The sequence below is a fragment of the Sphingobium sp. TA15 genome, from assembly GCF_037101235.1.
Taxonomy (GTDB): Bacteria; Pseudomonadota; Alphaproteobacteria; order Sphingomonadales; family Sphingomonadaceae; genus Sphingobium; species Sphingobium indicum.
In genome coordinates this window covers 1,895,193-1,908,152 of sequence record NZ_AP025355.1, presented here as the reverse complement: position 1 = coordinate 1,908,152, position 12,960 = coordinate 1,895,193, and the positions used below count along the sequence as shown (strand labels likewise).

The following is a 12,960-nucleotide window of genomic DNA, read 5'->3' as shown; positions in this document are numbered from 1 at the left end:
AAGGGATTGTCCGCATCACCAGGGTAGTATGGCCCAGGCTAGGATGCTGGCCGCTGCCGTGGCCAGCGCCGCAAAAAGCGGGATCGATGCCCGCACCCCGCCATGGCCCCAGCCAATGACCACCGTCATGACAGCTTTGGCGAAGGTGTTGGCAAGGACCGCGCAGGCCAGTGACAATCCGGCGGTTTGATCGTTCAGCATCGCGGCAGGCAACCCCGACATGGTGATGACCGCCGCGTCGACGTCGGATATGCCGGTCAGCGTCAGCACGATGGCCATGCCCTGCTCTCCGAAGCGATGAAGCGCCCACCTCGCCACCAGCGACAGCACGATAACCATGGCCGCCAGCATCAGCGCGGGGCCGAAGCCGAGCGGGTTGGAGATGTTCACCTTTGCGCCGTCGCCGCGATGACGGCGGAAAGCGAGGATAGCGAATGAAACCGAAATGAGCGTCGCCGGCGCCATGGTGAGAGCCAGGTTCGGCAGCGCGCGGGGGATCAGTGCCAGCGTCAGCAGCTGGACCCGGACGAACATCACGATCGAGGCGATGGCGATGCCAGCTGCCAGAGGGCCGCGAAGGGCGGGTTCGTCCCGCAGGCGCCGTGCATATTCGGCTGTCACTGCCGTTGAAGACACGATCGCGCCGGTCAGCGCGACCAGCAGGATGCTCCTGTCCTGCCCCAGCCGACGCGACAGGGCATAGCCCGCGAAGGACAGGCCTGTGACGAATACCACGACCAGCCAGATGTCCCGCGGGTTCCAGGCTTCATAGGGGCCCATCGCCCGGTCCGGCAGCAGGGGAAGGATGACGAGCGCGACGAGCAGGAATCGCGAGACTCCCTCGATCTCCTGATCGTCCATGCCTTTCAGCAGGGTGTGCAGCGATTGCCGCGCGCTGAGTATCGCAAAGGTCGCGCCGCCAATCGCGAGGCCTAGCGAAGGTGACAGGCGGGTAGCGCAGAAGCTGGCTGCGAAGGTTAGGACGCCTGCCAGCGTGGTGGTGGCCGACAGATGGTCCTGATCCGCGCTGCGGATATAGCCTGCGGTCATCACCGCCGCCACGCCGATCACGAGCGCGGCTGCCACCATGTCCGGTACAAGCCCCCCTATGCCCCCGATCAGGCCGACAAGGCCGAAGGTGCGGAACCCGGCCACGCGGCGACCGGCGCCGAACGATCTTTGCGCCCAACCCCTTTGCATGCCGATCAGCAATCCGATGGCCATGGCGGCCAGCAGGGGCAGATAGGGCTGTATGATGGCGGGGTTGACGCCGGCAGTCATCGCGACCTCACGCTGGTTTCATCGATGCGGCCGTCCAGCATCGAGATTTGCACATCGGCAGCCGCAGCGACATCGGGATCATGCGTGACGCAGACTACGGCGCGGCCCTGATCATGGGCAAGATTGCGGAACATCTCGATCACGCGGGCGCTGTTCTGGCTGTCGAGATTGCCTGTAGGCTCGTCCCCCAGCACCAGTACCGGATCGTTTGCGATGGCGCGGGCGATGGCGACGCGCTGGCGCTCGCCGCCCGACAGGCGATTGGGCGTCTTCGCGCTCTTTTCGCCCAGGCCCATGCCCGCAAGCAGCGCCTGCGCCTTGGCCTGTATTGCGCCCGGCGGCAATTTGCCGAGCCTGCGCATCGGCAGCATGACATTTTCCAGCGCCGTGAACTCCGGGAGAAGGAAGTGGAACTGGAAGACGAAGCCAAAGCTTGCCAGCCGAATCTGGGCGCGCGTATCGCCACTCAGCAGGTTCATGTCCTGTCCGTTGAACAGCACCCGTCCCGATGTCGGCCGGTCGAGCAGGCCGAGCAGATAGAGGAGCGAGGATTTGCCGCAGCCGGATGGCCCCACGATGGCGACGAAGGTCGCCGGCTGGATCGACAGGGACACATCTGTGATCAGCGTCACCGGCGGTGTGCCGGGAAGGCTGCGCGAGAGACCCTCGACCTCCATGATCGCGCTCATACGGCGCCCCGCAATATATCGACGGGATCGACGCGTGCCGCCTTTCGCGCGGGAAGCCATGCGGCGATGACGCCGGACAGGAGGGAGGCGGCCGCCGCGATGGCATATTGCCGCGCGGAACGGTCGAGCGGCAGGCGTTGATCCTCCCCGGCGATGGGGAATTTGAGCGACTCCAGGATCGCCATCAGACCATAGCCCAGCAACCATCCCGCAACGATGCCGATCAATGCCAGGGCCAGCCCTTCGAACACGAAGATCAGTTGAAGATCGCGCTCGGAAAAGCCCATGGAGCGCATGATCGCGATGTCGCGTCTCTTGTCGGACACGCTATTCGACACGACGGTGTAGATGCCGAAACTGGCGACCAGCAGGATGGCCGACACGACGCTGTACATGATGACGTTGCGGGTCACGAGCAGCGAGAGAAAGTCGGCGGACCGCTCCTGCCAGCTTTCCGCCTTGTAGGCATAGCGCGCCTCCAGACGGCGGCTGACCGGCTGTGCTTCATAGGGGTCGGCAAGGCGGACGCCGATGCGGTTGATGATGAAGGGGCGGCCGAGCAGCGATTGCGCTTCCCGCAGCAGGACATAGCCGAACCCGGATGAAATCTGCGTCTGGCCGCGCTTGAACAGGCCGACGATGCGGAGCGACCGGCTCTTTCCCGAAGCGGAGGTCGCGCCAACCACGTCACCCACGCCAAGGCCGAGACGCCGGGCCATTTCCTCGCCGATGATGATGCCGCCCTGCGTGCTTTCCAGGTCGCGCAGGCGTCCGATGCGCAGTTGGTCCTGAATGGTGCTGACCTTTTCCTCGATTGCGGGATCGACGCCCACGATGGTCAGCGCTTCCTCGCGTCCGCCGCTGCGCAGGGTGATCGCGCCGCTGAGACTGGGCGAGCCGATGGCGCCGGGCAGCGCATCGACGGTGCGCAATATCTCCGGCCAGCTTTTAAGCCCCCGCACCTCGTTGCGGACCTTGTAGTGGCGAAGCTTGACCGCCGCGCCCTTGTAGAGGCTGACACCAGGTTGGGGTGGAGGGCTGCGCAGCTCGTCGGAAATGATGATATGCGGGGCGGCGTCGATCAGCGTCCTGATGAAGTCGTTCTGGCTGCCGATCATCATGGCGGATACGGCAAGGAAGAAGCCGACGCCGACGGCCACGCCGCTGACCGCGACGATCGTCTGGCGGCGGCGGCCGACAAGATGCCGCGCAGCGACGCTCGCCAGCAGTCGCAGCTGGCCGGTCATTGGGCGACCCGCACGCGCATATTGTCCTTCAGCTTTCCTTCGGGATTTTTCACGATCCTGTCGCCGGGAGACAGGCCGGAGAGGATCTGCACGTCGCTGGTTCCGGCAATGCCGGTTCTGACGGTCCTCGCATATACGCGGCGGCCGCGAATGACCCAGACCTTGCCGTCCTCCATCGCGCTCGCGGGCACCAGCAGCGCCCGTTCCGCCCGGCGCGTTATGATATTGACCTCCAGCGTCAGGCCCAGCGGCAGCGCCACCGCGCCGTCCGTCACGATGCGGGCGCGGAAGGCGCGCTGTTCGGGATCGCCGCCCGGCGTCACCGCGCGCACATGACCGTGCAGCACCCTGCCGGGCCAGGCGTCGCTCGACATCAATGCTTCCTGACCGGCATGGACGCGAGCGACGTCGCGCTCGTCTATGGTGGCCGTGATCCATATGCGGGCGGGGTCGCCAAGCGTCATGAGGGTACGGCCGGGGCTGGCGAGGTCACCAGGCTCCACATCCTTGCGCAGGACGACGCCACCTATGCCCGCGCGTACGATCATCTGGTCGAGCCGGGCGCGGGCTCCTTCTTCTGCCGCCCTTGCACTGTCGGCGGCGGCGACGGCCGAGTCCCGAGCGGCCCGTGTGACCCAGCCCTTGGCGAAGAGCGCCAGAGCGCGCCGCTCATCCTGCTGCGCGAGGCGGCGTTGCGCCGTTGCCTGTTGCAGCACGTGCTGCTGTTCCTCGTCATCAAGAAGGACGAGCGGCTGGTCGCGCACGACAGTCTGCGCTTCCTCAGCTAATATTTGGCGAACCGGAGCGGTGAGACGCGCCGATACCGATACGGGCTGCTGCGCCTCGACAAAGCCCGTGGCATAGACCAGTTCGACCGCTTGACCGATCCGGACGGGCGCGAGTTCGACCTCCTGCGCCCGGCCCCCGAGCAACCACCATGCCGCAGCCGCCGCGACCAGCGCGAGCGGCAACAGCCAGAGCGCGATGCGTTTCATGAGAGGGTATATAGCATCACGCGAAGATCATTGCTTGTTCGTATCGATTTCTCCCTGGACTATTTCGATCCGACAGGGATCTGGCGCGGCTTGCTTCCTTCCGTGGCGAGACGCGGCACCACGACCTTCAGCAGGCCCTTTTCCAGATGCGCGCTGGCCTTTTCCGCATCCGCCTCGAAGGGCAGGGCAACCCGGCGCAGATAGCTCCCCCGGCTGCGTTCGATCAGATGATAGTTCTTCTTTTCATCCTTTTCCTCGCGGTCCTCCTTATGCTCGGCCTTGATGGTGAGGACATCGTCCTGCACGTCGAGGGACACGTCCTTTTCGTCGAAGCCTGGCAGTTCGGCGGTCAACTCTAGGCCCTTGTCGGTTTCCGCAATGTCGACGCGGGGAAGGTTGAAGCCCTTGCTGCCGCCATCGCCGTTCGTGAGCCAACCGCGGCCCAGATCCTCGCTGATCCGATCCATTTCCTTGCGCAGATCGGCGAAGGGATCAAAGCCGGCGCGGAAGATGGTGCTGCGACCAAAGGGGATGAGTGAACGAAAATCAGTCATTGGTCATTCTCCTTTCGTGAATGTGGCGGCTTGCCGGGATGATGCATCATCATCTGCTGTTGTCCGTCCCCGGCTGGGCGATGCATCGTGCGGCAATGCTCCATCGCTTCAGGCATGGGTTGGCCGTGGTGCATAGGCATCGCGCCCGGCTGCATCATGTGTCCGCATGCCTGGTCGCGCATCGGGCATTCCGTTGCGGGCTTGCCCGTAGGCGGCGCGCGATTTGGGGCGGTCTGCGCGGATGCGGCGGCGATGAGCGACAATTGCAGGAGCGCGGCGCTGGTTAAATGTCGGCGCATGGGCTTCCTCCGCTGCGGATTCGATGCCGAATTGTCGCCCGGCGCGGGATGCCGCGCCATAAGTAGAGTCACGAAGTCACTGCCGGCGGTACAAGGACAGCGGGTCCACGCCTTGGGATATGAGGTCGATGGCGAGCACCATCCCCAGCAGCCAGAGGCTGCTCCACGGCCATGAGACAGCTACCAGCACGGCGGCCACGTGCTGATGAGGCCGGACAGTAACATCCATGGCCTGCCTCCGGGATGGCGGAAGGCCAGGGCAAGCCGAGCGATGCCCGACGCCGCGAGCGTCAAGCCGATGAAAACCGTCAGCACGCTGGCATCGAGCAGAGGATCGATGATCATGATGCTGGCCGCGACGAGGTATGGCAGCGCCGCGATGCCCCACATAAGGCCTGACGAGAAGCGCCGGACGCTGCGGGCGTGAAACAGTTGGAAGATCGCACCTGCGAACAAGGTCGCGTTGACAATATAGGTGGCGAGGATGGCTGTGAAGAGAAAGTTACCCATTCTATGCGGTCGGGGCGCATCATGTCGCGTTCGACCAGACGAGCGACGAGGAAGTGGTGAGGTTGCTGAATGACGCGCGGGTGTTATGGAGCGGGCAGTCGGCGTGAAAGGTAGTGTGCGTGAAGTTCTGCAAAATCGCTTGAGGAGCGAGGCGGTCATGGCAGGCTGGTGATGTTCAACGTCACCGAGGAGACCCGCCATGACCAGGACCGAGATTAAGCCTGCTGTATCCGCTGTCAAAGAGTTGCTGGCGCAGGAGCCGGATGCGCTTCGCGAGATTGTGCGCAGCGTGATGCAGGCGATGCTGGAAGCCGAGATGGACGAGGCGCTGGGCGCGGGCAAGAGCGAGCGCAGCGATGCGCGGCTCGGCTACCGTTCGGGGCATTACCCGCGCACGCTGGTGACGCGGGTCGGCAAGCTGGAGCTGCGGGTGCCGCAGGACCGTGCCGGGCGCTTCTCGACCGAGCTGTTCGAGCGCTACCAGCGGTCGGAGCAGGCGCTGGTGGCGACGCTGGCCGAGATGTATGTCCAGGGCGTTTCGACGCGCAAGGTCAAGGCGATCACCGAAGAGCTGTGCGGCCATGCCTTCTCGGCCTCGACGATCTCGGCGATCAACAAGAAGCTCGATGGCAGCCTGGCGGCCTTTGCCCAGCGCCGCCTCGACGAGCCGTTCCCTTATCTGATCCTTGATGCCCGCTACGAGAAAGTGCGCGAAGGCGGCGTGGTTGGAAGCCAGGCGGTGCTGATCGCGATCGGCATCGACTGGGACGGCAGGCGGCAGATACTGGCCGTGGAGATGGCCAATCGCGAGAGCGCCACGTCATGGAAGGACTTCCTGCTGCGCCTGCGTGACCGGGGCCTGCATGGCACCGAGTTCGTCGTCGCCGACGATCATGCCGGCCTGCGCGCGGCGATCCGCGAGGTGCTGACCGGCGCCGCATACCAGCGCTGCTACGTGCACTTCCTGAGGAACGCGCTCGATCACTTGCCAAGGAAGGCCGACGACGACTGCCTGCAGGAACTGCGCTGGCTCTACGACCGGCGCAACCTCGCCGAGGCCCGCGCCGATCTCGCCCAGTGGCTCGCCCGATGGAGCGCCAAATATCCCAGGCTCACCGACTGGGCCGAGGAGACGATCGAGGAGACCTTCTCCTTCTACCGGCTGCCACGCAGGCATCACAAGCACATGAAAAGCACCAACATGCTCGAACGCTTCAATGAGGAAATCCGGCGGCGAACCTATGTCGTGCGGATATTCCCCAACGCCCCCAGCTGCCTGCGCCTGGTCCGCGCACTCGCCGTCGAAACCCACGAAAACTGGCTCGAAGCCAACCGCTACCTCAATATGGACGAACTGCGCGAGCAGAAGAAAACCGAACTACGCAAAGCCGCATGACCAGCACCATGACCGCCAATTTGCAGAACTTGACGCACACAACCGCGTGAAAGCTGTCAGCCCAGCTTGTGCTGCATGGGCGGATATTCCTGCGGGATTTGTTGGGGAAGCAGGAGGCTTCGACAAGCTCAGCCCGACCGGCCGTTGGTGCTCCGGTGATCTAAGCCAGCTTGTTGTCCCTGAGCGCGCGGGCGATGAGGGGGGCGAGCACCGCCTTGCTTGTCGGACCGTCTATGCTGTCACTGCTGGCGATGGCCGTGATCCCATGGGCGTTCATGAATGCCAGATCGGCGGGGCGAGCGAGGCAGTGGGTGGCGATGGCTTCGACGGAGGTTGCGCCAGCCCGGCGCAGCAATTTTGCCGTCTCCGTTAGTGTGCGGCCGCTGGAGATCATGTCATCCACGATGATCGCGCGGCGGCCCTTTGCACGCTCCGCTTCCGCGATGGTCAGGCTCACCCGGCGGTCGCCCAGGCGTTGTTTCGTGGCGATGAGGGTTTCCAGGCCGAGCGGTCTCGCGATCGCTTCCGTCCACTGGCGGGATTCGCTGTCGGGGCCGATGATGATCGGATTGTCCATCGCGTCGATCAGCGTGGTCAGCAGGGGGGCTGCGGACAGGCTGATGGCTAGGATGCCGGGGATGGCTTCCGACAGGGTAGCAACGCGGTGGAGGTGGGGATCGACCGTGATCAGGCCGTCGAAATGGCTGGCGAGCAGGCCGCCCATGACCTTCTGGCTGACCGCTTCGCCGGGATGGAAAGCTTTGTCCTGCCGCATATAGGCGAGATAGGGGGCGACAAGGATAACGCGCCCCGCCCCGCCGTCGCGTGCGGCGGCGGCAGCAAGCAGGAGTTCGATGAGCTTGTGGTCGGGATCGTCGAGCGAGCGGTAGAGGATGACGCTCTGCGCCGATGCCGGGATGCGTATGAGGGCTTCATTGTCGGGGAAGCGGTGGACGGCGACTTGATGGACCGGCAGGTCGAGCGATGCGCCCAGCCTGCCCGCCGCCGCCATGCTGTCCCCGAAGGCAAGGATGATCGCGCTCACCCGGCCATCTCATAGCCGGAGTCTTCCGCCGCCAGGTCCCGCGCGAAGCCGAGGCCGGTGCGCGACTGGGCGTGGATGCGGTAGAGCGCCTGCCCCTTTCGCACCTGCGCGCCGACCTTGTGCAACAGGTCGATGCCCGCGCCCTTGTCCATCGGCGCACCGGCGAGGCGGGCGATGCGCGCAATGCGATGGCAGTCGATGGCGCCCACCCGCCCCTCCTGCGTGGCGAGCACTTCATGGACATGTTCGCCAAGGGCGAACTTCACAGGCTGCCGCCCCTGCGCTTCTATCAGCCGTTCCATGGCGGCGAGCGCCTTGCCGGAGGCGAGCAGGTCCAGCGCCCGTGCATAGCCCCTGCCGCCGCGCAGGGCGGGATCGAAGTCGAGGACGCGGCCCGCCAGGAACAGCGCATGTTCGCGCAAGTCCTGCGGCGCGTCGGCATCGTTGCGCAGCACCGCCATGACATCGCGCGCCTCCAGCACAGGGCCGACGCCGCGGCCGATGGGCTGCGATCCGTCAGTGACGACGATGTCGATGACGAGGCCGATCTTGTCCGCGACATGTTCGAACAGCTTGCGCAGGCGAACGGCGTCATCCTGCGTGCGCACCTTGGCGGTGGGGCCAAGGGGTATGTCGAGCACCAGATGGGTGGAACCCGCCGCGAGCTTTTTCGAGAGGATGGAGGCGACCATCTGATCGAATGTGTCGATCCGCAGCGGGCGTTCGACGGAGATCAGCACATCGTCGGCGGGTGACAGGTTCACCTTGCCGCCCCAGGCGAGCACGGCCTTTTCCTTCGCGACGATCGCGCGCATCGCCTCCTCGCTGAGGTCGACGCTCGCCAGCACCTCCATCGTGTCGGCGGTGCCGGACGGGGAGGTTATCGCCCGCGACGATGTCTTGGGCATGATGAGGCCGTGCGCCGCCACGATCGGCACCACGATCATCGACGTGCGGTTGCCGGGGATCCCGCCGATGCAATGTTTGTCGACGACGAGCGGTGCTCTCCAATCCAAGCGATTGCCAACGTCGGCCATGGCGCGAGTGACGGCGAGGGTTTCCTGCGTGCTCATGAAACCGGCGCAGGCGACCAGGAAGGCGCCGATTTCCATCGGAGAATAGCGGTGGGCGGCAATGTCGCGGATGATCGCGGACACTTCGTCATCCTGAAGCGTGTCGCCGTCGATCTTGCGCCGGACGAATTCCAGGCTGGGGGGCGGCATCGCCTGTTCGATCGCGACCGAGGCTCCTTCGGGCAGGGCAAGTCGACGGAAGGCCTGCTCGCCCAGACCGATTTCGCCCCGCTTCAGCAATGCCGGTTCGTCCACCAGCGCAAGGGTGGCGAGGATTTCGGCCCTGCCGTCACTGACGCGGATCTTGCGCAGCGCCTGAAATTGCTCGGCCGAATAGCCGTTGCTTTCGCGCAGCATGAAGGCGGTGTTTTCCGGATAGGTGTCGATGGCGAGGCGCTTGATCGTCAGCATGGGGGGATCAGCTACCATCGCCCGGCTGCGGGGGAAGGGGGATGCCGTGCAGTTCCTCGGCAAGCCGTGCGCAGATGCTCGCCGCCCGCTGGCGCACGCGGCTTAGATTGTCTTCGATGAAGGAGGCAGTCGCGCCTTCGACGACATTGCCGATGTGCAATGCCTCCGCGGAATGCATGGCGAAGGCGCGGAACAGGTAAGTGCCGGCAAGTTCGCGCAACGCCTGTGTCTGGCCCTGTGCTTCCAGCCACTCCTGCGGCGCGCCTGAGGTGGTGATGGCGCACAGATGGCCCTTGTCGAGCAGGCCCTGGCCGATCCCGTGCTGGACCTGCCCCACGGTCGTTCCCGCGCCCAGCACCCGGTCGATATAGCCGACGAGGATGGCGGGGGGCATGCCGAACCATACTGGATAGACGAAGGTGATGACATTGGCGCCACGCATGATCGCAAGTTCGGCCTGCACGTCAGGGGAGAGGCGGAAGTCGCCGCGTCCAGGGCGTTCCTGTGCCTTGAGCACCGGATCGAAGTTCATGGCGTAGAGGTCGCGCAAGATCGCCTGTTGGCCTGCCGCTTCGACCGCCTTGCAATAGGTTTGGGCGATGGCGGCGTTGAAGCTGCGAGGATCGGGATGGGCGAGCACCACCGCATGGCGGATGGGCGGCAGGGAAGCGCTGGGCATGGCCTTGTCCCTTATTTGGCGGGCTGGCATTTGGCGGGCTGGCATTTGGCGGGCTGGTGCTGCTTCGCCTCTCGATAGGCGTCGAGCACGCGCCGCATCTGGGCCAGCGCTTCGCGGCGAGCGCGTTCGCTGCGGATGCGACCGAGATGCTGTTTCAGATGGGTGATGAAGTCGGCATAGTCATTCTGCCAGTCCAGGCCGCTAAGCTGCTCCATGTCCACCCGTCCGGTTTGGATGCGGCGGGCAGGCTTGCCGGGTTCCAGCGCATAGACTTCGCCGATCTGCGGGGCGATGATGCTGGCGGCGGGATCGTCCGCTTGAATCAGGGTGCGCAGCGCAGCCACGGCCTCGGGTTCGCCATGATCGAGGAACAGGCTGCCGCTTATCGGCCCGCGGGCGCGGATCCAGCTGTGGAGTTCATCCCGGTCTGCATGGGCGGAGTAGCTGTCGATCCGGCGGATGCGGGCACGGACGTTGACGTCCTCGCCGGAAATGCGCACGCGCTGGGCTCCGTCGAGCAGGACGCGGCCGAGCGTTCCCTTGGCCTGGAAGCCGACGAACAGGATGGTGGAGTCCCGGCGAAACAGATTATGCTTCAGGTGATGGCGGATGCGGCCGGCTTCGCACATGCCCGACGCTGCCATGATGATAGCGCCGCTTATCGCGTTCAGGCGGATCGATTCCGCGACATCCTCGACATAATGGATGGAGGAGTGACGGAAGACGTCTTCGCCGCCCATATCCTCCAGCTCAGACGCATGGGCTGCGAACACTTTGGTCGCGCGGCTGGCGAGGGGAGAGTCGACGAAGATCGGAGCGTTGGGAATTCGGTTGGCGTCGGCCAGCTTGGCGAGGTCGAGCAGCAGTTCCTGCGTGCGTTCGAGCGCGAAGCTGGGGATGACGAGGTTGCCGCCGCGCGACAGGGCCTCCTTGATCTCTGCTTCCAGCTGGGTGCGGCGCTGTTCGATGGTCAACTTTTCCCGCGCGCGGTCGCCATAGGTGGCTTCGCAGACCACATGGTCCAGGCTGGTTGGGGACAGGGGGTCGGGATGGAAAGCCTTGTTGATCGGGCCGAGATCGCCGGACAGGAGGAGGCGCATTCCCGCTGCCTCGATCTCAACCGAGGCCGCGCCCAATATATGTCCGGCGTTCCAGAAGCGCGCGCGAAAGCCGGGGGCGGGATCGAACCATTGGCAAAGCGGCGTTGGATGGGTGAGGCGCCAGGCGTTGAGCGCGTCTTCTTCGGTATAGAGCGGTTCGAAGCGGCTTTCGCCTGCGCGGTCGCGGCGGCGGTTGCGGCGATCCGCTTCGCTTTCCTGGATGCGCCCGGCGTCGGCAAGCATATATTCGAGCAGGTCTGAGGTAGCGGGCGTGCACCAGACCGGCCTGTCGAACCCTTGCGCCGCCAGTTTGGGCAGCAGGCCGCAATGGTCGATATGGGCGTGGGTGAGCACGACCGCATCGATGCTGGCGGGGGCGAAGCCGAATGCGCCATGGTTCAGCGTCTCGAGCGTGCGCGATCCCTGGAAGAGGCCGCAGTCGACAAGGATGGCCCTGTCCCCCAGCCGCAGTTCCATGCAGGAACCCGTAACGGTGCCTGCCGCGCCGTGGAAGGTCATGGTTATGGCAGGGGGCACGCCGTTTCTCCCGCGCTTTGTTTTCGGGCCATCATCAATAAACCAATGTCAGGGACAGGCAGTCCGTAGTTATACTGATGAGCGGCTGCACATCCGTATCTTTCCCTATGTCGCGGACCTGTCGTCCCGGCACAGTGATGGCATGGGCAGCGAAGCGGCAACAAGGCCGCCCTTGTCGGCCAAGGATGAGGTGGTCCTCCGGTTCGACGCGATCGGACGCGGCGATCTCGGGCGGCTGGGCGGCACCGGCGTGCGCGTCGCGGCCGGCCCCTTCGCGCCTCGCGTGCCCCATGAGGGCAGGGTCCGGGAAGTCGATGTCTTTGCCGGGGCGGCGGAGGGGCTGGTGCTGGCGGAGGTGGAGTTTACGGCCTAACTTTCCCGGGCCACCTGGAACCCGGCGAAGGACTGGCTGACCGGCATCAGTTCGATGCGGTTGAGGTTGAGATGGGGCGGGCGGCTGGCGACCCAGAACAGGGTTTCCGCAATATCCTCCGCCGTCATGGGATTGGCGGAACCGTACAGGGCGTCCGACGCGGCCTGGCTGCCGGTGCGGACCAGGGTGAATTCGGTTTCGACCATGCCCGGCTCGATGGATGTCACGCGCACGCCGGTGCCGTGCAGGTCCGACCGCAGGCCCAGCGAGAACTGGCTGACGAACGCCTTGGTCCCGCCATAGACGTTGCCGCCCGCATAGGGATAGGTCGCCGCGACCGAACTCAGGTTGATGATCGCCCCCTTGCGCTCGATCAGGCGAGGCAGCAGCTTGCGGGTGATGGTGACGAGGCCGGTGATGTTGGTGTCGATCATCTGGCGCCATTGATCCAGGTCGGCCTGCTGCGCCGGCGCGGTGCCCAGCGCCAGCCCGGCATTGTTGATCAGCAGGTCGACATCGGCGAAATCCGGGGGCAGGGCCGCCAGTGCGGCGTCGATGGCGGCCTCGTCGCGCATGTCGAAGCTGACCGCATGCGCCTTGTCCGCGCCCAGTTCCGCCACCAGCGCGTCCAGCCGTTCGGCGCGGCGCCCGGTGACGATCACCTTCCACCCCGCCCCCGTGAAACGCCGCGCCGATGCGGCGCCGATGCCTGCGGTCGCTCCGGTGATCAGCGCCGTTCCTGCCATGCTCTTTCCATCCTTTCAGCCCAAT

At 65.2% G+C, this 12,960-nt stretch carries 14 protein-coding genes; 2 read left to right on the top strand and 12 right to left on the bottom strand.

Annotated elements, in window-relative coordinates; genetic code table 11:
• Positions 1-15: 15 nt before the first annotated feature.
• The 7 genes from Sj15T_RS09450 to Sj15T_RS09420 all read right to left on the bottom strand — a co-directional run bounded on the left by Sj15T_RS09450 (position 16) and on the right by Sj15T_RS09420 (position 5,575).
• On the bottom strand, positions 16-1,281 hold the full coding sequence (locus Sj15T_RS09450; protein WP_013040787.1) for a DUF4010 domain-containing protein: 1,266 nt from the start codon (positions 1,279-1,281) through the stop codon (positions 16-18).
• Entirely contained in the window at positions 1,278-1,970 is a 693-nt protein-coding gene (locus Sj15T_RS09445) for an ABC transporter ATP-binding protein (protein WP_013040786.1), read from the bottom strand. The genes Sj15T_RS09450 and Sj15T_RS09445 overlap by 4 nt, the downstream gene beginning before the upstream one ends.
• The gene (locus Sj15T_RS09440; RefSeq protein ID WP_013040785.1) at positions 1,967-3,217 is read right to left on the bottom strand and encodes an ABC transporter permease; all 1,251 of its coding nucleotides are present in this window, start codon (positions 3,215-3,217) and stop codon (positions 1,967-1,969) included. The genes Sj15T_RS09445 and Sj15T_RS09440 overlap by 4 nt, the downstream gene beginning before the upstream one ends.
• Positions 3,214-4,212, bottom strand: a complete 999-nt coding sequence (locus Sj15T_RS09435) for an efflux RND transporter periplasmic adaptor subunit (protein ID WP_013040784.1) — start codon at positions 4,210-4,212, stop codon at positions 3,214-3,216. The genes Sj15T_RS09440 and Sj15T_RS09435 overlap by 4 nt, the downstream gene beginning before the upstream one ends.
• 59 nt (positions 4,213-4,271) lie before the next feature.
• Entirely contained in the window at positions 4,272-4,766 is a 495-nt protein-coding gene (locus tag Sj15T_RS09430; protein ID WP_013040783.1) for an Hsp20/alpha crystallin family protein, read from the bottom strand.
• Complete coding sequence (locus Sj15T_RS09425; RefSeq protein WP_148225559.1) at positions 4,763-5,065, bottom strand: hypothetical protein; 303 nt, start codon at positions 5,063-5,065, stop codon at positions 4,763-4,765. The genes Sj15T_RS09430 and Sj15T_RS09425 overlap by 4 nt, the downstream gene beginning before the upstream one ends.
• 180 nt (positions 5,066-5,245) lie before the next feature.
• Positions 5,246-5,575, bottom strand: coding sequence for a DUF308 domain-containing protein (locus Sj15T_RS09420; protein ID WP_041386007.1), 330 nt, complete (start codon positions 5,573-5,575; stop codon positions 5,246-5,248).
• Positions 5,576-5,774: 199 nt separating this feature from the next.
• Between Sj15T_RS09420 and Sj15T_RS09415 the strand changes: the two genes are divergently transcribed.
• On the top strand, positions 5,775-6,971 hold the full coding sequence (locus tag Sj15T_RS09415; RefSeq protein WP_007684572.1) for an IS256 family transposase: 1,197 nt from the start codon (positions 5,775-5,777) through the stop codon (positions 6,969-6,971).
• Positions 6,972-7,131: 160 nt separating this feature from the next.
• Here Sj15T_RS09415 and Sj15T_RS09410 read toward each other — a convergent pair whose 3' ends face one another.
• Genes Sj15T_RS09410 through Sj15T_RS09395 form a run of 4 tightly spaced genes read right to left on the bottom strand, consistent with a single transcriptional unit; the run spans position 7,132 to position 11,798 of the window.
• A complete protein-coding gene (locus tag Sj15T_RS09410) occupies positions 7,132-8,016 on the bottom strand; it encodes a ribose-phosphate diphosphokinase (RefSeq protein ID WP_013040780.1) in 885 nt (294 codons plus the stop codon).
• A complete protein-coding gene (locus tag Sj15T_RS09405) occupies positions 8,013-9,500 on the bottom strand; it encodes a thymidine phosphorylase family protein (RefSeq protein WP_013040779.1) in 1,488 nt (495 codons plus the stop codon). Before Sj15T_RS09405 ends, Sj15T_RS09410 begins: the two co-directional genes overlap by 4 nt.
• Before the next feature lie 7 nt (positions 9,501-9,507).
• Positions 9,508-10,179, bottom strand: a complete 672-nt coding sequence (locus Sj15T_RS09400) for an NAD(P)H-dependent oxidoreductase (protein ID WP_013040778.1) — start codon at positions 10,177-10,179, stop codon at positions 9,508-9,510.
• 11 nt (positions 10,180-10,190) lie between these two features.
• Entirely contained in the window at positions 10,191-11,798 is a 1,608-nt protein-coding gene (locus tag Sj15T_RS09395; protein ID WP_049775092.1) for an MBL fold metallo-hydrolase, read from the bottom strand.
• A 190-nt stretch (positions 11,799-11,988) separates the two neighbouring features.
• Here Sj15T_RS09395 and Sj15T_RS09390 point away from each other — a divergent pair, with 190 nt between their 5' ends.
• Complete coding sequence (locus Sj15T_RS09390; protein WP_338756027.1) at positions 11,989-12,189, top strand: hypothetical protein; 201 nt, start codon at positions 11,989-11,991, stop codon at positions 12,187-12,189.
• On the opposite strand, the gene Sj15T_RS09385 is transcribed toward Sj15T_RS09390, so the two are convergent.
• Positions 12,186-12,935 carry an SDR family NAD(P)-dependent oxidoreductase gene (locus Sj15T_RS09385; protein ID WP_013040775.1) on the bottom strand — a complete coding sequence of 250 codons (750 nt, stop codon included), beginning with the start codon at positions 12,933-12,935 and terminating at the stop codon, positions 12,186-12,188. The two genes, Sj15T_RS09390 and Sj15T_RS09385, sit on opposite strands and share 4 nt — an antisense overlap.
• Positions 12,936-12,960: the final 25 nt, after the last annotated feature.

Bases quoted from the DNA above. Each gene is read 5' to 3' on its own strand.
- Sj15T_RS09420 (WP_041386007.1), bottom strand. From the start codon at position 5,575: ATGGGTAACTTTCTCTTCACAGCCATCCTCGCCACCTATATTGTCAAC.
- Sj15T_RS09395 (WP_049775092.1), bottom strand. From the start codon at position 11,798: ATGACCTTCCACGGCGCGGCAGGCACCGTTACGGGTTCCTGCATGGAA.
- Sj15T_RS09385 (WP_013040775.1), bottom strand. From the start codon at position 12,935: ATGGCAGGAACGGCGCTGATCACCGGAGCGACCGCAGGCATCGGCGCC.
- Sj15T_RS09430 (WP_013040783.1), bottom strand. From the start codon at position 4,766: ATGACTGATTTTCGTTCACTCATCCCCTTTGGTCGCAGCACCATCTTC.
- Sj15T_RS09400 (WP_013040778.1), bottom strand. From the start codon at position 10,179: ATGCCCAGCGCTTCCCTGCCGCCCATCCGCCATGCGGTGGTGCTCGCC.
- Sj15T_RS09450 (WP_013040787.1), bottom strand. From the start codon at position 1,281: ATGACTGCCGGCGTCAACCCCGCCATCATACAGCCCTATCTGCCCCTG.
- Sj15T_RS09405 (WP_013040779.1), bottom strand. From the start codon at position 9,500: ATGCTGACGATCAAGCGCCTCGCCATCGACACCTATCCGGAAAACACC.
- Sj15T_RS09440 (WP_013040785.1), bottom strand. From the start codon at position 3,217: ATGACCGGCCAGCTGCGACTGCTGGCGAGCGTCGCTGCGCGGCATCTT.
- Sj15T_RS09445 (WP_013040786.1), bottom strand. From the start codon at position 1,970: ATGAGCGCGATCATGGAGGTCGAGGGTCTCTCGCGCAGCCTTCCCGGC.
- Sj15T_RS09415 (WP_007684572.1), top strand. From the start codon at position 5,775: ATGACCAGGACCGAGATTAAGCCTGCTGTATCCGCTGTCAAAGAGTTG.
- Sj15T_RS09435 (WP_013040784.1), bottom strand. From the start codon at position 4,212: ATGAAACGCATCGCGCTCTGGCTGTTGCCGCTCGCGCTGGTCGCGGCG.
- Sj15T_RS09425 (WP_148225559.1), bottom strand. From the start codon at position 5,065: ATGCGCCGACATTTAACCAGCGCCGCGCTCCTGCAATTGTCGCTCATC.